This window comes from Streptomyces exfoliatus, from assembly GCF_000725545.1.
Classification (GTDB): Bacteria; Actinomycetota; Actinomycetes; order Streptomycetales; family Streptomycetaceae; genus Streptomyces; species Streptomyces exfoliatus.
Genome location: NZ_JNZP01000020.1, coordinates 137,162 through 159,905, shown reverse-complemented (window position 1 = coordinate 159,905; position 22,744 = coordinate 137,162). Strand labels below are relative to the sequence as shown.

Here is a 22,744-nt window from a genome sequence, read left to right as displayed (position 1 = left end):
TCTCCCCGGGACCGGTTGAAGGAAGGACGAACTCCAGGTGGCGGGAAGCGACGTACCTCCCGTAACCGCACACAGGTCCGTACCGTCGCGCGGGTGGACTGGCTGACCGCTGAGAACCTCATCGCCGTGGGCACCGCGCTCATGGGCGTCCTCGTGTCGATCGTCGCCATCGGGATCGAACGGTGGGTCCCGCGCCAGCGCCGGATCGGCTACCGCGTCCAGCTCGACACGGCCATCGGCGCGGGGGCCGCCCACACCAGCGTCCTGACCGGCCCCGGCGCGACCGTGCGGCGCGGGCTCTTCGTCACCGACCAGGAGCTCGCCGAGGCCAACGCCACCATCGTCCTGCTCCGCATCGAGAACGACGGCGGCCTGGCCGTCAGCGGCGACCACTACACGGACGGCGGCAACACCGGACTCACCGTGGTGTTCGGCAGCACGGAGGACGCCGCCAGACGGCGGCACATGAAGGCGATCGTCGTGACCGCCCCCGACCACCCCGGGCTCCTGACCCACTTCGACGCCGCCTGGCAGCCGCAGGTCGGCGCCACCTCCCTCGTCCTGCCCAAGGTGCCGCTCAACCGGGGCGCCCACTACAAACTGCTCGTCCTGCTCACCGGCGGGCCCATCGGCAGCCCCGTCTCGGTTCACGGCAACGTCGCCGAGGGGGTCGTCCACCTCAACCGCAGCACGACCCCCGACGACAAGCCGCCCGTCTTCAGCCGGGCCGCCAGGACCGTCACCGTCGCCCTCAGCCTCTGCGTGATCGCCCTCGCCGTGATCATCGTCCGCGAGCAGACCCCGCCGCCCATCGGCTGCGCCAAGGGCACGCTCACCGTCACCGGGTCGACCGCCTTCGCGCCGGTCGTACGGGAGCTCGCGAAGAAGTACGAGAAGGACTGCGCGGGCTCCACGGTGCACGTGAACGCGCACGGCTCGACCTCCGGGATACGGCAGCTGGAGACGGCCGGGACGAAGGCGTCCAAGGGCTCGCCCGCCGTCATCGCCCTCTCCGACGGGCCCAAGCCGAGCGGCTATCCGCAGCTGCGGGAGAGCATGGTCGCGGTCTCCCTCTTCACCCTCGTCCTCAACGACGGGATACCCGTGGAGAGCCTCACCCTGGACCAGATCCGCCGCCTCTACCGGGGCGAGATCACCAACTGGAACGAGCTGGCGCCCGGCGTCGACCAGCCGGTCCGGCTCATCAGCAGGGACGCCAACTCCGGTACCAGGGAGGTGTTCCAGCGCCGGGTCCTCGACCGCAACGAACTGGCCAACTCCTCCCTCAACTGCGAGTCCCTCGACGACCCCGCGTCGACGGTGGTCCGCTGCGAACTCGACTCCACCGAGCAGGTCCTGTCGGCCGTCGCCAAGCTCCCCGGCGCCATCGGCTACACCGAACTGCGCAGCGGCAGCGACCTGAAGGGGCTGCACAGGGTCGCCATCGACGGGCGCAGGCCCGTCGTCGAGGAGATCGGCGAGTCGAGCTATCCGTACCGGGAGATCGAGTACGCCTACACGTGGGGACAGCCGCCGGCCGACTCGCTGACCTCCAGCTTCCTGAACTACCTGATCCGTGGCAGCGGCCAGGACGTCATCCTCACCCACGGCCATCTGCCCTGCGCGACGCCCAAGGGCCTGAAGGTCTGCGGGGACGGCTGACGCGCGGTCGTCAGAGGCGTCGCTCCGAGGAGCGGCGGAGACGGGTGACGGCCGGTTGTCAGGGGCGCTCCGAGGAGCGGCGGAGACGGCTGACGCGCGGTCTGGCATGCTCGTCGCCGTGGAGCCATTGAACCCGGAAGACCCGGTCAGCATCGGCCCGTTCCGTCTGCTCGGCCGCCTCGGGGTCGGCGGGATGGGCCGGGTGTTCCTGGCGCGTTCGGCGGGCGGCCGGACCGTCGCCGTGAAGGTGGTGCACGCCGAGCTGGCCGCCCAGGACGAGTTCCGGCGCCGGTTCGCCCGCGAGGTCCACTCCCTCGAACGGGTCGGCGGGACGGGCACGGCGCCCGTGCTCGGCTCCGACACCACCGCCGAGTCGCCGTGGGTGGCCATCGGCTATGTACCGGGGCCGTCCCTGCGGACGGTGGTCGGCGACGAGTTCGGGCCGCTGCCGCCCGCGAGCGTGAAGGCGCTGGCCGGCGGGCTCGCCCGCGCCCTCGTCCACATCCACGCCGCCGGGCTCGTCCACCGCGACCTCAAGCCGTCGAACGTCCTGCTCACCGTCGACGGGCCCCGGATCATCGACTTCGGCATCGCCCGCGCCGTCGACACGATCGCCGAAGGCGGCGGACTGACCACCACGGGCGCCGTGGTCGGCTCCCCCGGGTTCATGTCGCCCGAGCAGGTGCGCGGCGATCACCTCACGCCCGCGTCGGACGTCTTCTGCCTCGGCTCGGTCCTCGTGTACGCGGCCACCGGCCGTTCCCCCTTCGGTACGGCGGACAGCGGCGTCCACGCCACCATGTTCCGCATCGCCCACGACGAACCCGACCTGACGGATCTCCCGCCCGAGCTGTCCGGTCTGATCCGGGCCTGCCTCGCCAAGGACGCGGCGAGCCGCCCCTCGGCCGCCGAGATCGCCGAGACCCTGCCGGTGCCGGACGCCTGGCTCCCCGCGGATGTCCTGGCCCGGCTCGGCCGGCACGCGGCCCGGCTCCTGGAGGCGGAGCCGAAGGGCACCGATCCCGTCGGACCGGGGGCCGTCGGTTCCGAAGCGGGGGCCGTCGGTCTCGGGTCCGGGGACCCGACGCCGCCGACGCCGCTGCCGGCCACCCAGCCCTCGGCGCCGGCCCCCGCGCCCCGGCGTCGCCGTGCCGCCCTGATCGCCGGCGTCCCCGCCCTCGCGGTGGCGGCCGTGGCGGGGCTCACGTACACCTTCTGGCCCGACTTCGGCACCGGCGCCGACGGGCAGAAGGACAAGGCGCGCGGCGGCACGGGCAACGTCTCCGCCCGCCCCTCCGGCATCGTCCCGGCCGCGTTCCTCGGCGCCTGGGAGGGCGTCCTGCAGGGCTCCCCCTTCGACCCCAGGGAGACCACCAGGATCGAGATCAGCCAGGGCGCGGCCGGTGCCAAGAACGCCGTCTACGTCCAGGTCGCGGAGAACCGCCTGTGCATGGGCCGCTCCCGGCTCGTCTCCGCCGACGAGGACAAGGTCGTCCTCGGCGAGTCCGACGTGACGACCAGCGTGCCCGCCGAACGCTGCGTCCCCGCCGCCCACCAGACCCTCACCCTCCGCTCCCCCGACGTCCTGGAATGGACCTCCGGCACCGCGAAGGCCACCTTCCGCAAGGCCCCCACCGGCACCGAGGTCGTCCCCGCCAAGTTCCTGGGCACCTGGTCGCGGGTCCCCGCGCCGGAGATCTACGGCGACAGCGACGACCGCTACACCTCACGGGTGACCATCACCCAGGGTCCCGTCGGCTCCCCGGTGATGAGCACCCTCGACGGCTATCCGCGCACCGTCGACGGCGTGACCACCGACGAGGACTGGTCCTGCGCCACCACGTCGGTCCTCGCGGGCGTGGGCAACCTGCTGGTCGTCGGCCCCGCCACCCGGGACGCCGCCGCCTGGGACCGCGAATGCCAGGAGGGCCTCTCCCGCTACCTGGTCGTCGACAAGCTGAACGGCAAGGACCGGCTCCGGGTCTACCCGATGCTGGACGGCGAACCGAACGACTACTACCGGTCGTAGGGGGTGTCCTAGCCTCCCAGCAGTGTCAGGATCTGGTGGATCACGGCGAGTACGGCGGCGCCGGCCGGGCCCGCCGTCTCGGCGATTCCGCCGATCCGCTCCAGGGCCGTGCGGCAGGTCTCCGGCTCGGCGGTGGCGGTGATGTCCGCCTCCGCCGCCTCGACCGTCCGTACGGCGAGGGGGCGGGCTTCCTGGCCCAGTTGCCGACGGAGTTCCTGGAGGAGTGGCAGCAGGGTCGCCAGGGCCTGTTCGAGGTCCGGGGGTGTGGTGGGAGGCGGGCCGGCGGCCATCGTGCGCTTGTCGATGCCGACGCTGTCCGTGGTCTGGTTCATGTGCACCACGTCGCCGTGGAAGTGGTCCCCTGCCGTCATTTGGTGATCCCCACGTTCCCGGTGCCGCCGTTGATGTTGACCTTGTCGCCGAAGTCGTAGTTCTTGTGGTTGATCGTCAGGCTGTCGATCCGCATGCGGAAGTCGGCCTCCGGGTTCTCGATCGCGTGGGCGATCTTCTCGACGAGCTCCGCGAGCACGACACCGCTCTTGCTGACGAGCACGGCCTTCGCCAGGCCGGTGGTCTCGACGACCAGGACGGAGTACGAGGACCCGAGGAGGACGACCGTCAGGTCGACCACGGCGTAGCCCAGGACGAGCACGCCCAGCATCACTCCGGTCTGCGCGGCTCCCTCGTCCCTGAAGGCGTTGGACACGGCGAGGACCACCAGGACGAAGCCGAGCCACTTGAGGAACCGCGTGAACGCCTTGCCCCGGTCGGGGGCCACCTCGTGCGTCCGCACCCGCGCGATGCTCCGCAGCGGGTAGCAGGCCATGTTCACCCACAGGAGCCGCCCGCTGACGCTCACGTCGACCTTGCTGATGTCGGCCCCGGGCTCCTCGGGCGGGTACGAGGGCGGCGGGGGCGGAACGGGCGGTACGAGTGGGCCTGCCGGTGCCATGGTTCCCCCTGACGTGGTCCAGCGTGCGACGGAGGACCCATTAGGCACCCAACTCCTGTGACTGACAAGGCGAGTTCAGGACTCCGGTGCTACGACTTCGGCCGCCGCGCGGACGCAGGAGCGGACCAGGGGGCGGGGGTCGTCGGCCCGCCACGCCAGGGCCAGGTGGCTGGGGGTGACGCCGCTGACGGGCCGGATCGCGACGCCCTCGCGGGCGAGCAGCGGCACGTTTCCCTTCGCGACCAGGCAGATGCCGAGGCCGCCGACGAGGGCTTCGTACGTCTCGTCCACCCCGCCGATCACGGCGCCGATGACCGGCGGGCGTCCGCCCCGGCAGTCCAACGCCAGCCAGTGGTCCCGCAGTTCGGGGCCGATGTCGGGCAGCGCCAGGAACGGCTCGTCGAGGAGGTCGACGAAGTCCAGGCTCTCGCGGGCGGCCAGCGGATGGGCCTCCGAGAGGGCGACGAGCCGGGGCTCGGCGGCCACGACGACCCAGCGGAAGCGGTCCGCTCCGGCCAGCGGCAGCCAGACGAAGGCGACGTCGGTGGTGCCGTCGGCGAGGCCGGCCGTCGGGTCGTCCCAGGCCACCTGGCGCAGCGTGAGCCGGGCCTCCGGGTGGGCCTCGGTGAGGCGGGAGCGGATCGCGGGCAGCAGCCCGCCGCGCCCGGGACTCGTACTCATGCCGATGACCAGGGTGGCGTCGGCGGCCTCCCGGGCGCGCCGTACGGCCTCGTGGCCCTCGTCCCAGGCGGCGAGCACGGCCCGGGCGTGCGGCAGCAGGGCCTTACCGGCGGCGGTGAGGGCAACGCCCTGCCGGTCGCGGTCGAAGAGAGGGGCGCCCAACTGCCTCTCCAGGGCCCGTATCTGCTTGCTGAGCGCGGGCTGCGAGACGTACATCCTCTCGGCGGCCCTCGTGAAGTGGAGCTCCTCGGCGACGGCGACGAAGTACCGCAGGTCCCGTCCGTGCACGTCCGTGGTCATGGCGGTCATGCCCATGGGTTATCACGACAGATCTTGGACGGCCAACGCCCCTCGCTCACATGCTGGTTGAGCACCGACCGGTACGAGCGAGGGAGCAGGGACATGAGCAAGGTCTGGCTGATCACGGGCGCGAACAGCGGTTTCGGGCGCGCCTTCACCGAGGCGGCCGTCGCGGCCGGTGACGTGGTCGTCGCCGCCGCCCGCCGGATCGGGACCCTGGACGACCTGGTCGCCGCCCACCCCGACCAGGTCGAGGCCGTCGCCCTCGACGTGACCGACACGGCGGCGATCGACGCGGTCGTACGGGACGTCGCGGCCCGGCACGGCCGTATCGACGTCCTCGTGAACAACGCGGGCCGCACCCACGTCGGTTCGGCCGAGGAGACCTCCGACGCCGAGCTGCGCTCCCTCTTCGACCTGCACGTCTTCGGCCCGGCCGCCCTCACCCGGGCCGTCCTGCCGCACATGCGGGCCCGCCGTTCGGGCGCGATCGTGCAGCTCAGCAGCGTCGGCGGCCAGGCGTCGATGGCCGGCTTCGGCGCCTACAGCGCGACCAAGTTCGCCCTGGAGGGCATGTCCGAGGCGCTGGCTGCGGAGGTCCGCCCGCTGGGCATCGACGTCCTGATCGTGGAGCCGGGCGCCTTCCGCACGAGCCTGTTCGGCAACCACAGCCTGAGCGGGGACGGCGTCGCCGACTACGCGGACACGGTGGGCGCGACGCGGGCCTTCGTGGAGACGGGCGGCGGCACGCAGGCCGGGGACCCGGCGAAGGCCGCGGCGGCGGTCCTGGCGGCGCTGAACGCGGAGGAGACGCCGCTGCGGCTCGCCCTCGGCGACGACTCGATCGACACGATCCTGACGCACCTGGAGATGGTCCGCGGCGACCTGGCGGCGTGGGAGAAGGTCGGCCGGGACACGAAGCTGGACGACTGACGGCATGGCGAAGGGCCCGCAACCCGGTTCGTCGCCGGTGTGCGGGCCCTTCGTCGTGCGCGCTCCTACAGGAACGAGTTGATCTCGATCGTCTCGGTGCGGCCGGGGCCGACGCCGATCGCGGAGATCGGGGCGCCCGACATCTCCTCCAGGGCCTTCACGTACGCCTGCGCGTTCTTCGGCAGGTCGGCGAAGGTCTTGGCCTTGGTGATGTCCTCGGACCAGCCCGGCAGCATTTCGTAGATCGGCTTCGCGTGGTGGAAGTCGGTCTGCGAGTAGGGCAGCTCCTCGACGCGCTTGCCGTCGATCTCGTACGCGACGCAGACCGGGATCTGCTCCCAGCCCGTGAGGACGTCGAGCTTGGTGAGGAAGAAGTCGGTCAGGCCGTTGACCCGGGTCGCGTAGCGCGCGATGACCGCGTCGAACCAGCCGCAGCGACGGTCACGGCCGGTGGTCACACCGCGCTCGCCGCCGATGCGCCGCAGCGCCTCGCCGTCCGCGTCGAACAGCTCCGTCGGGAACGGGCCGGCGCCGACGCGGGTCGTGTACGCCTTGAGGATGCCGATGACGCGGCTGATCTTCGTCGGGCCGACACCCGCACCCGTGCAGGCGCCGCCCGCGGTCGGGTTCGAGGAGGTGACGAAGGGGTACGTGCCGTGGTCCACGTCCAGGAGGGTGCCCTGGCCGCCCTCGAAGAGCACGACCTTGTCCTCGTCGAGCGCGTTGTTGAGGATCAGCGTGGTGTCCGCGACGAACGGCTTGATCTGCTCCGCGTACTGGAGCATCTCCTCGACGATCTGGGCGGCGTCGATCGCGCGGCGGTTGTAGAGCTTGGCCAGCAGCTGGTTCTTGCCCTCGAGCGCCGCCTCGACCTTCTGGTTCAGGATCGACTCGTCGTAGAGGTCCTGGACGCGGATGCCGACGCGGTTGATCTTGTCGGCGTAGGTCGGGCCGATGCCGCGGCCCGTGGTGCCGATCTTGCGCTTACCGAGGAACCGTTCCGTCACCTTGTCGAGGGTGACGTTGTACGGAGTGATCAGGTGAGCGTTGCCGCTGATCAGGAGCTTGGACGTGTCCACGCCGCGCTCGTTCAGCCCGCTCAGCTCGGAGAGCAGGACCGCCGGGTCGACGACGACACCGTTACCGATCACCGGGGTACACCCCGGCGACAGGATTCCGGAAGGGAGGAGGTGGAGCGCGTACTTCTGGTCGCCTACGACGACCGTGTGGCCGGCATTGTTGCCGCCCTGGTAACGCACCACGTAGTCCACAGAGCCACCGAGGAGGTCGGTGGCCTTCCCCTTGCCCTCGTCACCCCACTGAGCACCGAGCAGCACAAGTGCGGGCACAGGCGTACACCCCTTCCGGGTGGGGCATGTCCAAGGTCAGGGGCCGAGGCCGCCTCACCGGTGTGCCCCGGAATAGACGAAGCCCCTGGCGCAATAGCGCAAGGGGCTCTTGCACAAAGATGCTACCCGAGGAAGGACCGAGGTGTCGGATCACGACCAGCTGCTGGTCATCGTCGACCCGGTCGCCCGCCGAAGTGACGGCGAGTCCGTGCGGATCGCGAAAGATGTCCTGTCCGCGGGCGCGGAGACGAAGATCTGCCTGCCGGACAGCCCGGAGGAATTCTCCCGCGCCCTGGCCCGGCGCGGCTCCCGGCGCCCCGTGGTGCTCGGCGACGACCGCGCGCTGCTGCGCACGGTGGCCCTGCTGCACCGGGAGCGGGGCCTCGCCGACGGCGTCCTGTCCCTCGTCCCGATCGGCTCCCCCGACGCCTTGGAAATCGCGCACGCGCTCGGCGTGCCGCGCTCCACGCCCGCGGCGGCGCGCGCGGTCCTTGCCGGAACGGTTCAGCGCCTCGACCTGCTCGTCGACGACAGCGACGGGGTCGTCCTCGGCGACCTCCGCATCCCCGGCGTACCGGCCGACGCCGCCCTGTCCCCGGGCCCGTCGGTCTGGGGCACCTGCCGCTCCCTGGTCCGCACGCTGGTGCGCCCGGCCCCGACGGCCCTCGCGGTCCGCACCCACCGGCTGCGGGTGGAGGCGGACGGGGTGCTGCTCAGCGACGTCGACACCCCGCTGGAGAGCCTGACGGTCCGCTCGGTCGCCGGAACGGCCGAGGTGACCGTCCACCCCTCGGCCGCCCCGCCCCGCCACACCACGGCCCGCATCCTCACGGTCTCGGGCCCGGACTTCCGCTACCGCGCGGACGGCCGCCTGACGGGACCGGTGCGGCGACGGACGTGGACGGTACGGGAGGGAGCCTGGGGGCTGACGCTGCCGCGGGCCGCGTCCTAAGGTTCCTCGCAGACGACCTGGGGGGCGGATGAGCGCGTTGGAGCGGGCCGGAACGGCCGAGGCACTGGACCGGTACCGGCGGAGGGCCGCCCTGTGGGTGAAGGCCGGCGCCGCCGTCCTCGCCGCGGGCGTGGCCCTGGGCGTGCTGTCGGCGGACTCCCCCGCCGCCGGCTGGGTCCCGGAGATCCTGCCGTACCCGCTGGCCGGCGGCGCCTTCGCGCTGCTGCTCGGCCTCGGCGCGCAGCGCTTCGCCCGCCGGATGCGGCGGGTCCTGGGCGCCGGGGACTGGTCGGCGCACGCCGTGGTGGCCCTGCCCAAGGGCGTGGTGGTCCTGGCCGGTCCGGAACCCGGCGTGCTGCTGCCCCGGCAGGTGGTCGCCGCGAAGGAGCGGTACGCGCGCGTGGAGCCCGGCCCCGACGGGGTCCTGTGGTGGTGCGGCGACCCGCGCGGCGGCGGGGTGATCGCCCCGCCGGGCGGGGGCGAGCTGGTCTGGACCCGGCCCGTACGGAGGACCGGGGCCCGTCGCAGGGCCGTGGCCCTCGCGGAGCTGCGGGGCCTCGCGGAGCGCCCGGCGATCGGGATGCCGCTCCCGGCGGCCACCTCTCCCGCCCTCCCGTACGCGGCCCTGGCCGAGGCGGCCCGGCGGCAGGCGGTCTCTGCGAAGCCCCGGCGGTGGACGGTCGCGGCGAAGCTTCGGCGGCGCCGTGGGAACCGTCCCGAGCCGGACGTCCGGGCCGTGGCCTGGTGGCGGGTGCGGGGGCTGCGGGAGATCTCGGGGCTCTCGTGGACCGCGGGAACCTGCGCCGTCTCGGCCGCCCTGCTCGGTGTCACCTGGCTCGGCGGCGAGGACGTGGGGATGCTCGGCGTCTTCGGCCTCTTCATGGCCGCGGGGGCCTGCATCAACGTGTTCCGGCTACTGACGTCGGGCGTGTCCGCCGCCCGGCTCCTCGCCCGCACGGCGACCGCGCCCGTGGCCGTACCCAAGCGGTACGTGGTGCTGGCCGACCCGTACAGCGGGAGCCCCGTCCTCCTCGTCTTCGCGCCGCACGGCGGGCCGGAAGAGCAGCCCGAGGGCGCCCTGCCGCTGCTGCGGTCCTCCGCGCCGGGCGAGCCCGCCGGGGAGGTCGAGCTGCACGGATGGCTCGACGTGGACGCGCACGGGCGGCCCCTCGTGGTCGCCCGGTCCGGCGGCCGGGTGCTGTGGCCGCGGGAGCCGTACCTGGAGGCGGGCACGGCGGAGTTCGCCGAGGTGGCGCAGTGGCTCGCGCCGCCTCAGGAGGAGGACGTCGCCGCCTTCTGAGCCGCCTTGTGGGCGCTCCAGCGGTCCATGACCTGCAGTATCTCGCGCTGGAGGAACGCGAAGAAGTCGGCCGTCTCGGCGGTGCGCGCGCCCGCCGCCGTGTCCGGGCCGAGCGTCTCCGCGCCCTCTCTGAGGACCTTCTCCCAGCGGGAGAGGACCTGGTCGCGGCGGGTGAAGGTCTCGTACCAGAGCTCGTTGTGGAGGACGTACCGCTCGCGCCGGGTACCCGGCTCGCGTTCGCGGCTGACCATGCTGACCTGACTGAGGTAGCGGATCGCGCCGGAGACGGCCGCCGGGCTGATCTTGAGCTGTTCGGCGAGTTCGGCGGAGGTCATGGAGGCGGTCTCGGAGGCGAGGAGGGCCGCGAAGACGCGTGAGGCCATGCGCTGCATGCCGGCCTCGGTCATCTCGGCGGCGAAGCGCTCGACGAAGCGGGAGGCGGCGTCCTGGGCCTCCTCGGTGGCCCGGGCCCGCGCAGTGGTGCCTTCGGGGGTGCTCATGCCGCTCATCGTCTCCCTCGCTCGCCTGACGACTCCGGAGTTTATACGCTTCCTTAACTTCACAACTTTGTGAAATGAGCGTACGTTCCGAAACATGACGAAGGCAATCAGCGTCGCCGGACTGCACAAGTCCTTCGGGCGGACGCACGCGCTCGACGACCTCGACCTCACCGTCGCCACCGGCGAGGTCCACGGCTTCCTCGGCCCCAACGGCGCCGGCAAGTCCACCACCATCCGCGTCCTCCTCGGCCTCCTGCGCCCCGACTCCGGAGCCGCCGCCGTCCTCGGCAAGGACCCCTGGCAGGACGCCGTCGCGCTGCACCGCCGGATCGCGTACGTCCCCGGCGACGTCACCCTCTGGCGCAACCTCTCCGGCGGCGAGGTCATCGACCTGTACGGCAGGCTCCGGGGCGGCCTCGACAAGGCCCGCCGCGCCGAGCTCATCGAGCGGTTCGAGCTCGACCCCACCAAGAAGGGCCGCACCTACTCCAAGGGCAACCGGCAGAAGGTCGCCCTCGTCGCCGCCTTCGCCTCCGACGTCGACCTCTTCGTCCTCGACGAGCCGACGAGCGGCCTCGACCCGCTGATGGAGGAGGTCTTCCAGAGCTGCGTCCGAGAGGCCCGCGACCGGGGCCGGACCGTCCTCCTGTCCTCGCACATCCTCAGCGAGGTCGAGACCCTCTGCGACCGGGTCAGCATCGTCCGCAAGGGCCGGACCGTGGAGTCCGGCTCGCTCGCCGAGCTGCGGCACCTGACCCGTACCAGCGTCACCGCCGAACTCGCCGCCCCGCCCGACGGCCTCGCCCACCTCCCCGGCGTCCACGACGTGTCCGTGACCGGCCTGCGGGTGCGGCTCCAGGTCGACACCGACAAGCTCGACGCGGTCCTGCGCGCCCTGACCGCCTCGGGCGTACGCAGCCTCACCAGCACCCCGCCGACCCTGGAGGAACTGTTCCTCCGGCACTACGCGACGGACGAGGTGACGTCATGAGCACGGTCACGCTCGCCGGCACCGGAACCCTCACCCGGCTCGCCCTCCGCCGCGACCGGCTGATGACCCCCCTCTGGGCGCTCGTCACCGGCGGCATGGTCGCGAGCGGCGCGAGCTCCCTGGAGGGCCTGTACGACACGGCCGCCGCACGGGCCGAGGTCGCCGCGTCCATGACCGCCAACAGCTCGATGCGCGCCCTGTACGGGCCCGTCTTCGACGACTCCGTCGGCGGGCTCGTCGCCTGGCGGTTCGGCACCTTCGCCGCCGTCCTCGCCGCCGTCGCCAGTCTGATCGTGGTCGTCCGGCACACCCGCGAGGAGGAGGAGACGGGCCGCCAGGAGATGCTGTCGGCCGGCGCGGTCGGCCGGCGCGCCCCCCTCACCGCCGCCCTCCTCGCGGCGCTCGCCGTCAACACCGCCGTCGCCCTCATCGTCACGGCGGGCCTCGCCGGCCAGGGCACGGCCGGGGCGCTCGCCCTCGGCCTGGCCATCGGCGGCACCGGCATGGTCTTCGCGACGACGGCCGCGCTCGCCGCCCAGCTGACGGAGAGCGCCCGCCTCGCCAAGGGCCTGACGGCCGCCGCCCTCGGCCTCGCCTTCGCCCTGCGGGCGGCGGGCGACTCGGGCACCGCCGACGGCTCGTCGCTCCTGACCTGGCTCTCCCCGGTCGGCTGGGCCGAGAACGTCCGCGCCTTCGCCGGCGAACGCTGGTGGGTGCTGCTCCTGACCGCCGGAGCGATCCTGATCCAGACGGCGGCGGCGTACGCGCTGACAGCGCGCCGGGACGTGGGCGCGAGCTTCCTCGCGACGCGACCTGGCCCGGCGGAGGGACGCCTCGGGTCGGCGGGCGCGCTGGCCTGGCGGCTCCAGCGCGGCGCGCTGCTCGGCTGGTCGCTGGGCTTCCTGCTCGGCGGGCTCGTCTTCGGCGGGATGGTCGAGGGCGCGGCGGACCTGGTGGGCGACAACGAACAGGCCCGAGAGATCTTCGAACGGATGGGCGGCCAGAGCGCCCTCACCGACGCCTTCCTGGCCACGATGGTCTCCCTCTTCGGCATGATCGCGGCCCTCTTCGCGGTCGGCTCGGTGCTGCGGGCACACGGCGAGGAGACCTCCGGCCGGGCGGAACCCCTCCTCGCGAACGCCCTGGGACGGCTCCGCTGGGCGGCCGGCCACCTGGTGATCGCCTTCGGCGGCTCGGCCCTGATCCTGCTCCTCGCCGGCCTCGGCCTGACCCTCTCGTACGGCCGAGACCCCGCCCCGATCCTGGGCGCGGCCCTCGCCCAACTCCCGGCGGTATGGACCCTCGCGGGCCTCGCGGTCCTCCTCTGGGGCGCCGCCCCGAAGGCCGCGACCGCCGCGTGGGGCGTGGCGGGCCTGTGTCTGGCCCTCGGCTGGATCGGCCCGGCCCTCGACCTCCCACAGGCGGCCCTGAACCTCTCCCCCTTCACCCACCTCCCGAAGCTCCCGGGCCCGGAGCCGACCTGGCCCCCGATCCTGCTCCTGACGACCGTGGCGATGACCCTGACCACGACGGGCCTGGCGAGGCTACGCCGCCGCGACCTGCTGACCTGAAACCGGCTTCTACGAAGCGGTGCTCGACGGCTCTCAGATCTCCACCAGGAGCTCCTCGAAGCCCCTGATCACGTACCCCGGCTTTCTTGTCGGCTCGGACGTGAGCTTCAGGGTCGGCGCCTGCTTCAGCAACTCCTCGAAGAGGGAGGTGAGTTCGAGGCGGGCCAAGGGGGCGCCCAGGCAGTAGTGGATGCCCGCGCCGAAGGTGACGTGGGGGTTGTCGGCGCGGGTCAGGTCGAGGGTGTCGGCGGTGGGACCGAAGCGGGCGGGGTCGCGGTTGGCCGAGCCGAAGAGGAGGGCGACCTCGGAGCCGCGCGGGAGGGTGACGCCGTCGAGTTCGATGTCGTCGAGGACCCAGCGCTCGAACATCTGGAGCGGGGTGTCGTAGCGCAGAAGTTCTTCCACAGCTGTGGACAACTTTTCGGGATCCGGCCGGACGCCCTGCCTCAACAGGGTCCACCAGCCGTTGACCGCCGTGTTCACGGTCGCCTCGTGGCCCGCGTTCAGGAGGAGTACACAGGTGGAGATCATCTCCTGTTCGGTCAGCTCCTCGACCGCGATCAGGGACGAGATCAGGTCGTTCCCCGGTTCCCCGCGCCGACGCGCGATCAACTCCCTCAGGTAGTCCGAGAACTCGATCGACGCCTCCACCGCCCGCCGGGCCGTCGCCTCCGACGGGTTGAGCTCGAACATCCCGCAGATCGCCGCCGACCAGGGCCGTAGCCGCCCCCGCTCCTCGTCCTCCTCCGGCACGCCGAGCATCTCCGCGATCACCGCGACCGGCAGCGGCTCCGCGACCACGGCCTGGAGGTCGCCGCCGCCCGCCGACACCAGGTCGCCGACGAGGCCGGCGGCGAGCCGCCGTACCGTCGGCGCCAGGTTCTCCACCGTCCTCGGCGTGAACGCCTTCGACACGAGCCGCCGGATCCGCGCGTGATCGGCCGCCTCAAGATCGAGCAGCCCGTGGTCGTTCAGCGTGTGGAAGGGCTCGTACGCGGCGGCCGGCGGCTCCTGCCCGAACTCCTCGTGCGTGAAGCGGTGCGTGTACGTACGGCCGAGCCGCCGGTCCCGCAGGAGCGCCGACACGTCCTCGTAGTGCGGGATCAGCCACTGCCGGGTCGGCGCGAACCAGTGGGCGCGGCCGGTGGCGCGCAGCTCGGCGTACGCCGGGTAGGGATCGGCGACGAACTCGGGGGACCAGGGGTCGAAGGCGGCGTCAACAGCGTCCATGGGCGGACGCTACCCCCCGTGGAGACCGTCAGCCCCCGACCCGCACCAGACCCGCCTCGTACGCGAACACCGCCGCCTGCGTCCGGTCCCGCAGCGCCAGCTTCACGAGGATCCGGCTCACATGCGTCTTGATCGTGGACTCGGCGACGACGAGATGGTCGGCGATCTCCGCGTTCGACAGGCCCTGGGCGATGAGGACGAGGACCTCCGTCTCCCGTTCCGTCAGCTCCCCGATCCGCGCCATCGCCGGCGGGCGCGGCGAGCCCGCCGGCGCCTTCGCGAACTCGGTGATCAGCCGCCGGGTGACGGTCGGCGCGAGCAGCGCCTCGCCCGCCGCGACCACCCGCACGCCCTCCGCGAGCTGCCGGGCCGAGGCGTCCTTTAGCAGGAAGCCGGAGGCCCCGGCGCGCAGCGCCTGGTACACGTACTCGTCCAGGTCGAAGGTGGTCAGGACCAGCACCTTCGCGTCCGCGTCGGCGGCGACGATCTCCCGGGTGGCGTCGATGCCGTTCAGCTCGGGCATCCGGATGTCCATGAGGACCACGTCGGGACGGAGGGCGGCGACCTGCGCGACGGCCTCCCGGCCGTTGACGGCCTCCCCGACGACGTCGATGTCCGGCATCGCGCCGAGCAGCACGGAGAAGCCCTCGCGGACCATCATCTGGTCGTCGACGATCAGCACCTTGATGCTCATTCCGCGCTCTCCTCACGGCCGGCGGACTCCCCACGGCCGGCGGACTCCTCGCGGCTGACAGGAATGAACGCGGCCACCTCGTAGCCGCCGTCGTCCGTCGTCTCGGCCGTCATGTCCCCGCCCAGCATCGACACCCGCTCCCGCATGCCGGTGATGCCGTGCCCCGCGCCGGGCGAGGGCTTCACGAGGCCGCGCGCCGGACCGTTGGCGATCCGCAGCCCGAGGCCGCCGAGGACATAGCTGACCTCGACCTTCGCCGCCGCGCCCGGTGCGTGCCGCAGCACGTTCGACAGGGCCTCCTGGACGATCCGGTACGCGGACAGCTCCACGCCCTGCGGCAGCTCCCGTACGGCGCCGGTCACCGTCTTCTCGACGACGAGCCCGGCCTCGGTGACGTTGCGGACGAGCGAGTCCAGGTCGGCGAGGGTCGGCTGCGGGGCGTCGGGCGCCTCGTAGTCCTCGGCCCGTACGACGCCGAGGATGCGGCGCAGCTCGGTCAGCGCGGCGACCGCGTTCTCCCGGATGGTGCGGAACGCCTGCTCCAGCTCCGGCGGCGGGTTCTCCACCCGGTACGGGGCGGCCTCCGCCTGGATGGCGACCACCGACATGTGGTGGGCGACGACGTCGTGCAGCTCGCGGGCGATGGTGGTGCGCTCCTCCAGGACGGTCCGCTTGGAGATCTCCTGCGCGGTGACCGTCTGCTGCGCGGTGACCTCGCGGGTGGCCTGGCGGCGGACCTGGATCATGGAGACGGTGAGGAGGGAGAGGGCGGAGACGAAGAGCAGCGGGAGGGAGTCGGAGCCGTGCCCGACCCCGAGGAACATCTCGGCGAAGAGCGCGTAGGCGGCCGTTCCGGCCCACATCCAGCCCGCGGTACGGGGCCCGGTGCGGGCGGCGACCACGGTGAGGACCACCAAGTGGGCGGCGAACATGTTCTCCGGCCAGGGCCAGCCGCCCCAGTTGCCAGCGACGAACGCGAGGAAGGGCGTCGAGCACAGCGAGGCCCAGTAGGCGAAGACCGGCCTGATCAGCGTGGCGAGCACGATGACGGCCGGCACGCAGGAGAAGACGAGCCCGAGCGGGCCGACGGCGCCGTCGATCCGGTCGGTGCCCAGCAGGAAGACGATGAAGGCGAGGAAGAAGACGATCGCGTGCGGGAGCAGCCCCGCGTAGACGCGTATCCCCTTCGGCAGCCGCCGCACCGGCCCGCTGTTCACGTCCATGCGCGGCAGCGGCCGGTAGGCGAAGGCGTCGTGGAAGAGTTCCTGGCGCAGCCCCCCGAGGGCCACCTGCACCAGGCGGAACTCGGGGCTGCGGCTCGTCTCGGAGGACTGTGTCTGGGTCACCCGACCACGGTACGGGCGTCGGCGGGACCCGGTCGTCCCGCTGGATGCGGATCCTGCGGGGTCCCCCCTGAGTACTAGAAGTCCTAGAAGGCCAGCTGGGTGATCTCCTCCGCCACGACCGCGCACGCGTCCGCCGACGGGTCGATCAGGGGGAAGTGGCCGATGCCTTCCAGGAGCGTCAGGCCGGGTTCCTCGCCCGCCTTCGCCGACGCTTCCGCGTAGGCCTCGGCGACGGTGTGCGGGACGACGACGTCCTCGCGCCCCTGGACGACGGTGGTCGCGATGCCGGTCGGGAGGAGGGCGGCCGGGTCGGCGTGGGCCGCACGGGCCTCGTACTCGGTCTCGCCGCCGAGGAGTTCGGTCACCGCTCCGCCGCACACGCCGAGTTCGACCGCCGTCGCGAAGTGGGCGATCGGGGCGAGGGCGACGACCCCGCGCAGCGCGGGCGGGGCGGGGAGCCGCCAGGGGGAGCCGGCGGGGAGGACGTGCCGGGCGGCGGCCCACAGGGCGAGGTGGCCGCCCGCCGAGTGGCCGGTGAGCACGATCCGGCCGGTGTCGGCCTGCGGCAGGTGCGCCGCGGCCAGTTCCGGTACGGCGTCCAGCGCGGCGGCCACGTCGTCGAAGGTCTCCGGCCAGCGCCCGGCGACCGGGGCCGTGCCACCCTGCCGGGGGATGTCGCTGCCGCGCCGGTACTCGACGTTCGCCACGGCGAAGCCCCGGCGGGCCAGGAAGTCCACGAACGGGGTCAGGTGCCGGCGGTCGTACGGTGCCCGCCAGGCGCCGCCGTGCAGGGCGACGACGAGCGGGACCCGGGTGCGGCCGTCGCGCGGGGCGTAGAAGTCGATCACCTGGTCGGGGTGGTCGCCGTACGCGGCGGAGGCGTCGGGGGCGACGGCCGGGTGCGAGAAGGCGGACGCCTCTTCGGCGGCATCGCGCGCGGCGGGGTCCGGCATGCTGTTCCAACCTCTCGGGTACGGGGCCGAATTGGCCTGACCTGCGGGGACGGTACCAGTACCGGGGCCCCCGCAGATCAGGCGATCATCGGACCGTACGGCCTCAGGCCAGGTCGGTCAGGACGTCCGCGAGGGTCCGCGCCGCGCGCTCCGCGTCCGCGAAGCCGACGTACAGCGGCGTGAAGCCGAACCGCAGGATGTCCGGGCGTCGCAGGTCTCCGACGACCCCGCGCCGGATCAGCTCCGCCATCACGGCCGGGGCCTCGGCGCAGCGCAGCGCCGCCTGGCTGCCGCGCTCGCCGTGCTCCTCGGGCGTCACGGACTCGACGCGGCCCTCGGGCACGTACGCCCGTACGCACTCCAGGAAGAAGTCCGTGAGCGCGAGGGACTTGGCGCGCACGTCCTCGATGGCGACCCCGTCCCAGACGTCGAGCGCCGCTTCGAGGGCCAGCATGGAGAGGATGTCGGGCGTCCCGACCCGGCCGCGGAGCGCACCGGACGCCGCCTCGTAGCCGGGGGTCATCGCGAACGGGTCCGTGTGCGAGTTCCAGCCCGGCAGGGGCGAGTCGAAGGCGGCCTGGTGGCGCTCGGCGACGTACAGGTAGGCGGGCGAACCGGGGCCGCCGTTCAGGTACTTGTACGTGCAGCCGACGGCCAGGTCGACGCCGTGCGCGTCCAGGCCGACGGGCAGGGCGCCCGCGCTGTGGCACAGGTCCCAGACGGCGAGCGCGCCCGCCTCGTGCAGCGCGGCGGTGAGACCGGGCAGGTCCTGGAGCCGGCCGGTGCGGTAGTCGACGTGGTTGACGAGCGCGAGCGCCGTGCGGTCGCTCACCGCGTCCGCCATGTCGGCCGGGTCGCAGGCCACGATCTCGTGGCCCGTCATCCGTGCCGCGGACTCCGCGATGTACCCGTCCGTGGGAAAGGTCGTCGCGTCGACGAGGATCTCGTCCCGGTCGTCGCCGTTCAGGCGGGCTGCCGCGACGACCGCCTTGAAGACGTTCACGCTGGTCGAGTCGCCGACGACGATCTGGCCCTGGGCGGCGCCGACGATCGGCGCGATCCGGTCGCCGATCCGCTCGGGCGCGGTCCACCAGCCGGACTCGTCCCAGGAGCGGATGCGCAGCTCGCCCCACTGGCGGGTGATGACGTCGGCCATGCGGGCGGGGACGTGGGCGGGAAGCGCGCCGAGGGAGTTGCCGTCGAGGTAGACGGTCTCCTTGTCGAGGGCGAACTTCTCGCGGTGCCCGGCGAGGCCGTCGGCCGCGTCGAGCTCCAGGGCCCGTTCCTTGAGGCGGTCCGCGCGGCGGTCCTTGAGGCGGTCCTTGAGCATGTCCTTCAGCCGGCCGTCGCCACGGCCGCCGAGACGGTCTCCGAGGCGGTCAGACATGGCTGCGCGCCGTCCAGAGCTCGGGGAACACGTTCTTCTGGGCCCGCTTCTCCAGCCAGGCCACACCGGCCGAACCGCCGGTGCCGGTCTTCGCGCCCATCGCGCGCCGGGTCGCCACCAGGTGGTCGTTGCGCCATCGCCAGACGAGTTCGGCGACGTCGCTGAGGGCCTCGCCGAGCCGGACGAGCTCGCTGTTCTGGTCGGCGTCCGCGTAGATCCCGGCCCAGACCGCCTCGACCTCGGAGGAGGGCTCGTACCGCTGCGCCAGGTCACGGCCGAGGACCGTCTGCGGCACGGGCAGGCCGCGGCGGGCGAGGAGCGCGAGGACCTCGTCGTACAGGCTCGGCTCGTGGAGCGCCTTCTCCAGCTCGGCGTGGACGCGGGGCGCGCCCCGGTGCGGGACGAGCATGGACGCGGACTTCTCGCCGAGCAGGAACTCCATCCGCCGGTACATCGCGGACTGGAAGCCGGAGCCCTCGCCGAGCGCGGCCCGGTAGGCGTTGAACTGGGCGGGGGTGAGCTGGGCAAGCGGCCGCCAGGAGTGGTTGAGGGCCTCCAGCTCGCGCACGGAGCGCTTGAGCGCGTCCATGGCGACGGGGACGCGGTCCTCGCGCAGGGCGCGGCTCGCGGTCTCCCACTCGTGGACGATGACCGTGAACCACAGCTCCATGACCTGGGTGGTGACCAGGAAGACCATCTCGCCGGGGTCGTCCGAGCGGAGGTGCTGGAGGTGGGTGAGGACGTCCGCCTGGACGTAGTCCTCGTACGGCGTGGTACCCGCGAAGTCGAGGTTCGGGTCGACCGAACCGGCTCCGGAATCGGGAGAACCCGGGAGGGTGGGTGACATTTCTGTCTCCTCGATACGAACTACCGGGTAGCGGTCTGCTCCACCGTGTCCACGTCGTTCCGTGTGGCACGGGAGCCCCGGTCCCCTCGGGAGGCACGCTTCGTCGCGCGTCGTCCCAAACGCATCATGACACGATCGGGCCGGTGATGTAGATCCCGTCTTCGTCATACGGATACGCGTTCGATCGACAGCCGTTGAGGCCCTTGATCTGCTGCATCATCGCGGGGGCGAGCTTGCCCGGACCCGGGCAGCCCATGTGCGTCCGGATGCCGATCTCGTGCCCGACCTCGTGGTTGATGATCAGGTGCCGGTACTCCGCGGGCGGCCCCGCGAAGGTGGGCGAGCCGAGCATCCACCGCTTGAGGTTCACCACGACGCCGTCGACGGTCTCGCAGTTCAGCTCACCACGGGTGTTCAGACCCTGCCGGGCGCAGAGCGCGTCCGCCGTGTCCGGGGTGGCGATGCGGATGACGAAGTCCGCGTTCTCCGAGACCAGCTGGAAGCGGCCCCTGTCGTGCGCCGCCCAGCTGCGCGGATGGGCCAGGATCCGCTGGATCTCGACGGCCGCGTCGCGCGCCGAGAGATCGATGCCGTCCTCGACCTGGACCCGGTAGCGACGCAGGACGCCGCTGTCGCCGACCGGATCGCCGGAGGCCTGGGCGGTGGTGAAGGTCCCGACGCCGGTCTGCGGGACGGTGGCGGTCTTCGGGGTGGTGGCCTTCGGCTTCGGCGACGGCGTGGGCGTCGGCGTGGGTTTCGGTTTCGGTTTCGGCTTCGCCGTCGTGGGCCGGGGCGTGGGCGCGGCGGTCGTCGTCACCGGGGGCTCGGCCGTCGGGTCCTGCGGGCTCAAGGGGGCCGCCGTCGTCGGGGCGTCCGCCGGCGGGCCGTTGAAGTGGGCGAGGGCGACACCGGTGCCGAGCGCGACCGTCATCAGGGCCAGCGTCGGCAGCACGAGCCGGGGGCCGGTCCTGCGCCTCTTCCTCGTTCGTCGTCGTCCTGCGGGTACGGCACGTTTGCCCACGACAGACTCCCCCCTCGGTCCTGCGTCTCCGGGATCGTACCGGCCACGTCGAACACCCTTTCCCCCTCGCGCGGGGGAAAGGGTGTCGAAGGGTGGCGGGAGACGTCAGCCGAGCGTCTCGGCCGCCGTCTCCGAGGAGTCCCGCAGGAAGGTGGTGCAGCGCTCGTACTCGTCCTTCTCGCCGATCTCGCCGGCCGCGCGGGCGAGCGCGTGCAGGGCGCGGAGGAAGCCACGGTTCGGCTCGTGCTCCCACGGCACGGGGCCGTGGCCCTTCCAGCCGTTGCGGCGCAGCGCGTCGAGACCGCGGTGGTAGCCGGTACGGGCGTAGGCGTACGACTCGACGACCGAGCCGCGCTCGTACGCGTCGTCGGCGAGCTGGGCCCAGGCGAGCGAGGACGTCGGGTACTTGCCGGCGACCTCCGCCGGAGCCGTACCGTTCGCGAGCAGCTCGCGCGGACCCGGATCGTCGGGCAGGTGGGTGGGGGCCGGTCCCCCCAGGAGGTTCTCATGCATGGCCATGGGCCCAGTCTGCCTCAGCCCGCGGGTCCCGGGCGCTCCCGCTCCCCCGGGTCGAGCGGCGGCGACGTCACCCCGCAGTGCACCCGGCACTCGGGATGGCAGTCCGCCCGCGCGGCCGGGGTCCGCATCGTCGTCCAGGCCAGCACCGCCCCGACCACCAGGATCCCCGCGCACATCGGCATCGCCCGCCGGAACGTCTCCCCGAACTCCTCCGCCGAGCGGTACGACTCCGGCCCCATCCCGGCCAGCAACGGCAGCGCGGCCACCGCGAGCAGCCCGGCCGCCCGCGCCGCCGCGTTGTTGATGCCGCTCGCGAGACCCGCCCTGGACACGTCCACCGAGGCCAGGACGGTCGCGGTCAGCGGCGCGACCAGGGCCGTCATACCGAGCCCGAGCACCAGGAGGGCGGGCAGCACGTCCCGTACGTACGAGGCGTCCTCGCCGACCCGCAGCATCAGGAGCATGCCCGCGGCGCACAGCAGCGGCCCCACGGTGAGCGGGATCCGGGGGCCGATCCGCTCCCCCAGCTCCCCGGACTTCGCCGAGAGCAGCAGCATCAGGACGGTCGTCGGCAGCAGGGCCGTACCGGCGCCGAGGGCCGAGTAGCCGGACACCACCTGGAGCTGGAGGGCCGCCAGGAAGAAGAAGCCGCCGAAAGCCGCGTACACGCACAGGGTCACCAGGTTGACCGCCGTGAAGGTCCGGGACGCGAAGATCGACGGCGGCACCATCGCCGACTCGCGGCGCCGCCGCTCCACCGCCACGAAACCGGCCCCGACGACGAGCCCCGCCGCCCCCGCCCACCAGGCCTCACCGATCAGCGCGTACGTCACGAAGCCGAGCGCCGCCGCGCCCAGGAAGGCGCCGAGGACGTCGAAGCGACCCCGCGCGGTCTCGTCCCGCGACTCCGGCACGTGCCGGAGGGCGACCGGCACGCAGAGGGCGGCGAGCGGCACGTTCAGGAAGAAGACCCACCGCCAGCCCGGCCCGTCCACCAGCCAGCCGCCCACGAACGGCCCGATCGCCGCGCCCACCCCGCCGAAGCCGGACCAGAGGCCGACCGCCTTCGCCCGGTCGTCCGCGTGGAAGCTCGCCTGGATCAGCGCGAGCGACCCGGGCGTGAGCAGCGCCCCGCCGACGCCCTGGAGGGCGCGGGCGGCGATCAGGACCCCGGCGTTCGGCGCGAGCCCGCACAGCAGTGAGGCGAGCGCGAACCACACGACGCCGATCACGAAGACCCGCCGCCTGCCGTACCGGTCGCCGAGCGACCCGCCGAGCAGGATCAGCCCCGCCAGGGTGAGCATGTAGGCGTTGACCGTCCACTGGAGCGCGCCGAGGTCGGCGTCGAGGTCCTCGCCGATGTGCGGCAGGGCGACGTTGACGACGGTCGAGTCGAGCAGCGCCATCCCGGACCCGAGGACGGTCGTGAACAAGATCCATCGCCCGGTCCCTGAAGCCATCCGTACGTCCTGCTCACCCATGCCTGCATGGTCCCGCGAACGCCGGAGCCCCGCCCGCCGGAATGGG

The 22,744-nt window shown here is 72.8% G+C and carries 21 protein-coding genes; 7 read left to right on the top strand and 14 right to left on the bottom strand.

What is annotated here, in order from left to right:
• Positions 1-93 precede the first annotated feature (93 nt).
• Positions 94-1,662: a substrate-binding domain-containing protein gene (locus IO20_RS0124535; RefSeq protein WP_030553128.1), complete on the top strand. Its 1,569-nt coding sequence runs from the start codon at positions 94-96 to the stop codon at positions 1,660-1,662.
• Between the two features lie 118 nt (positions 1,663-1,780).
• Positions 1,781-3,691 (top strand): serine/threonine-protein kinase, encoded by a 1,911-nt coding sequence (locus IO20_RS0124530; protein WP_030553130.1) that lies wholly within the window; start codon positions 1,781-1,783, stop codon positions 3,689-3,691.
• A gap of 8 nt (positions 3,692-3,699) precedes the next feature.
• On the opposite strand, the gene IO20_RS0124525 is transcribed toward IO20_RS0124530, so the two are convergent.
• The 3 genes from IO20_RS0124525 to IO20_RS0124515 all read right to left on the bottom strand — a co-directional run bounded on the left by IO20_RS0124525 (position 3,700) and on the right by IO20_RS0124515 (position 5,624).
• Positions 3,700-4,062: a hypothetical protein gene (locus IO20_RS0124525; protein WP_030553132.1), complete on the bottom strand. Its 363-nt coding sequence runs from the start codon at positions 4,060-4,062 to the stop codon at positions 3,700-3,702.
• Positions 4,059-4,643 carry a DUF6232 family protein gene (locus tag IO20_RS0124520; protein WP_030553134.1) on the bottom strand — a complete coding sequence of 195 codons (585 nt, stop codon included), beginning with the start codon at positions 4,641-4,643 and terminating at the stop codon, positions 4,059-4,061. The genes IO20_RS0124525 and IO20_RS0124520 overlap by 4 nt, the downstream gene beginning before the upstream one ends.
• 75 nt (positions 4,644-4,718) lie before the next feature.
• Complete coding sequence (locus IO20_RS0124515) at positions 4,719-5,624, bottom strand: LysR family transcriptional regulator (protein ID WP_030553136.1); 906 nt, start codon at positions 5,622-5,624, stop codon at positions 4,719-4,721.
• A 102-nt stretch (positions 5,625-5,726) separates the two neighbouring features.
• Here IO20_RS0124515 and IO20_RS0124510 point away from each other — a divergent pair, with 102 nt between their 5' ends.
• Positions 5,727-6,557, top strand: a complete 831-nt coding sequence (locus IO20_RS0124510) for an oxidoreductase (protein WP_030553138.1) — start codon at positions 5,727-5,729, stop codon at positions 6,555-6,557.
• Between the two features lie 65 nt (positions 6,558-6,622).
• Here IO20_RS0124510 and IO20_RS0124505 read toward each other — a convergent pair whose 3' ends face one another.
• Positions 6,623-7,906, bottom strand: coding sequence for an adenylosuccinate synthase (locus IO20_RS0124505; RefSeq protein WP_030209822.1), 1,284 nt, complete (start codon positions 7,904-7,906; stop codon positions 6,623-6,625).
• 142 nt (positions 7,907-8,048) lie between these two features.
• Here IO20_RS0124505 and IO20_RS0124500 point away from each other — a divergent pair, with 142 nt between their 5' ends.
• Both IO20_RS0124500 and IO20_RS0124495 read left to right on the top strand, forming a co-directional pair.
• Positions 8,049-8,858, top strand: a complete 810-nt coding sequence (locus IO20_RS0124500) for a diacylglycerol kinase family protein (RefSeq protein ID WP_030553140.1) — start codon at positions 8,049-8,051, stop codon at positions 8,856-8,858.
• A gap of 28 nt (positions 8,859-8,886) precedes the next feature.
• A complete protein-coding gene (locus IO20_RS0124495) occupies positions 8,887-10,158 on the top strand; it encodes a hypothetical protein (protein ID WP_157850801.1) in 1,272 nt (423 codons plus the stop codon).
• Here IO20_RS0124495 and IO20_RS0124490 read toward each other — a convergent pair.
• A complete protein-coding gene (locus tag IO20_RS0124490; protein WP_245685021.1) occupies positions 10,131-10,658 on the bottom strand; it encodes a GbsR/MarR family transcriptional regulator in 528 nt (175 codons plus the stop codon). The two genes, IO20_RS0124495 and IO20_RS0124490, sit on opposite strands and share 28 nt — an antisense overlap.
• 94 nt (positions 10,659-10,752) lie before the next feature.
• On the opposite strand from IO20_RS0124490, the gene IO20_RS0124485 reads away from it, so the two are divergent.
• Entirely contained in the window at positions 10,753-11,649 is an 897-nt protein-coding gene (locus tag IO20_RS0124485) for an ABC transporter ATP-binding protein (RefSeq protein WP_030553144.1), read from the top strand.
• Positions 11,646-13,220, top strand: a complete 1,575-nt coding sequence (locus IO20_RS0124480; RefSeq protein ID WP_030553146.1) for an ABC transporter permease — start codon at positions 11,646-11,648, stop codon at positions 13,218-13,220. Before IO20_RS0124485 ends, IO20_RS0124480 begins: the two co-directional genes overlap by 4 nt.
• Before the next feature lie 33 nt (positions 13,221-13,253).
• Here IO20_RS0124480 and IO20_RS0124475 read toward each other — a convergent pair whose 3' ends face one another.
• The 9 genes from IO20_RS0124475 to IO20_RS0124435 all read right to left on the bottom strand — a co-directional run bounded on the left by IO20_RS0124475 (position 13,254) and on the right by IO20_RS0124435 (position 22,698).
• Positions 13,254-14,450, bottom strand: coding sequence for a cytochrome P450 (locus tag IO20_RS0124475; protein WP_030553148.1), 1,197 nt, complete (start codon positions 14,448-14,450; stop codon positions 13,254-13,256).
• A 28-nt stretch (positions 14,451-14,478) separates the two neighbouring features.
• Positions 14,479-15,144 carry a response regulator gene (locus tag IO20_RS0124470; protein WP_030553150.1) on the bottom strand — a complete coding sequence of 222 codons (666 nt, stop codon included), beginning with the start codon at positions 15,142-15,144 and terminating at the stop codon, positions 14,479-14,481.
• A complete protein-coding gene (locus tag IO20_RS0124465) occupies positions 15,141-16,490 on the bottom strand; it encodes a sensor histidine kinase (RefSeq protein ID WP_030553152.1) in 1,350 nt (449 codons plus the stop codon). The genes IO20_RS0124470 and IO20_RS0124465 overlap by 4 nt, the downstream gene beginning before the upstream one ends.
• 83 nt (positions 16,491-16,573) lie before the next feature.
• Positions 16,574-17,443, bottom strand: coding sequence for an alpha/beta hydrolase (locus IO20_RS0124460; RefSeq protein ID WP_030553153.1), 870 nt, complete (start codon positions 17,441-17,443; stop codon positions 16,574-16,576).
• A gap of 103 nt (positions 17,444-17,546) precedes the next feature.
• Positions 17,547-18,773: a kynureninase gene (gene kynU, locus IO20_RS0124455; RefSeq protein ID WP_030553155.1), complete on the bottom strand. Its 1,227-nt coding sequence runs from the start codon at positions 18,771-18,773 to the stop codon at positions 17,547-17,549.
• Positions 18,774-18,822: 49 nt separating this feature from the next.
• Entirely contained in the window at positions 18,823-19,677 is an 855-nt protein-coding gene (locus tag IO20_RS0124450; RefSeq protein WP_030209848.1) for a tryptophan 2,3-dioxygenase family protein, read from the bottom strand.
• Between the two features lie 124 nt (positions 19,678-19,801).
• Positions 19,802-20,698: a DUF3152 domain-containing protein gene (locus IO20_RS0124445; RefSeq protein ID WP_030553157.1), complete on the bottom strand. Its 897-nt coding sequence runs from the start codon at positions 20,696-20,698 to the stop codon at positions 19,802-19,804.
• Between the two features lie 105 nt (positions 20,699-20,803).
• The gene (locus tag IO20_RS0124440; protein WP_030209858.1) at positions 20,804-21,217 is read right to left on the bottom strand and encodes a DUF3151 domain-containing protein; all 414 of its coding nucleotides are present in this window, start codon (positions 21,215-21,217) and stop codon (positions 20,804-20,806) included.
• A 14-nt stretch (positions 21,218-21,231) separates the two neighbouring features.
• Positions 21,232-22,698, bottom strand: coding sequence for an MFS transporter (locus tag IO20_RS0124435; RefSeq protein WP_030553159.1), 1,467 nt, complete (start codon positions 22,696-22,698; stop codon positions 21,232-21,234).
• Positions 22,699-22,744 lie beyond the last annotated feature (46 nt).

Bases quoted from the DNA above. Each gene is read 5' to 3' on its own strand.
- IO20_RS0124450 (WP_030209848.1), bottom strand. From the start codon at position 19,677: ATGTCACCCACCCTCCCGGGTTCTCCCGATTCCGGAGCCGGTTCGGTC.
- IO20_RS0124485 (WP_030553144.1), top strand. From the start codon at position 10,753: ATGACGAAGGCAATCAGCGTCGCCGGACTGCACAAGTCCTTCGGGCGG.
- IO20_RS0124440 (WP_030209858.1), bottom strand. From the start codon at position 21,217: ATGGCCATGCATGAGAACCTCCTGGGGGGACCGGCCCCCACCCACCTG.
- IO20_RS0124520 (WP_030553134.1), bottom strand. From the start codon at position 4,643: ATGGCACCGGCAGGCCCACTCGTACCGCCCGTTCCGCCCCCGCCGCCC.
- IO20_RS0124525 (WP_030553132.1), bottom strand. From the start codon at position 4,062: ATGACGGCAGGGGACCACTTCCACGGCGACGTGGTGCACATGAACCAG.
- IO20_RS0124470 (WP_030553150.1), bottom strand. From the start codon at position 15,144: ATGAGCATCAAGGTGCTGATCGTCGACGACCAGATGATGGTCCGCGAG.
- IO20_RS0124490 (WP_245685021.1), bottom strand. From the start codon at position 10,658: ATGAGCACCCCCGAAGGCACCACTGCGCGGGCCCGGGCCACCGAGGAG.
- IO20_RS0124475 (WP_030553148.1), bottom strand. From the start codon at position 14,450: ATGGACGCTGTTGACGCCGCCTTCGACCCCTGGTCCCCCGAGTTCGTC.
- kynU (WP_030553155.1), bottom strand. From the start codon at position 18,773: ATGCTCAAGGACCGCCTCAAGGACCGCCGCGCGGACCGCCTCAAGGAA.
- IO20_RS0124510 (WP_030553138.1), top strand. From the start codon at position 5,727: ATGAGCAAGGTCTGGCTGATCACGGGCGCGAACAGCGGTTTCGGGCGC.
- IO20_RS0124495 (WP_157850801.1), top strand. From the start codon at position 8,887: ATGAGCGCGTTGGAGCGGGCCGGAACGGCCGAGGCACTGGACCGGTAC.
- IO20_RS0124480 (WP_030553146.1), top strand. From the start codon at position 11,646: ATGAGCACGGTCACGCTCGCCGGCACCGGAACCCTCACCCGGCTCGCC.
- IO20_RS0124515 (WP_030553136.1), bottom strand. From the start codon at position 5,624: ATGACCACGGACGTGCACGGACGGGACCTGCGGTACTTCGTCGCCGTC.
- IO20_RS0124460 (WP_030553153.1), bottom strand. From the start codon at position 17,443: ATGCCGGACCCCGCCGCGCGCGATGCCGCCGAAGAGGCGTCCGCCTTC.
- IO20_RS0124435 (WP_030553159.1), bottom strand. From the start codon at position 22,698: ATGGGTGAGCAGGACGTACGGATGGCTTCAGGGACCGGGCGATGGATC.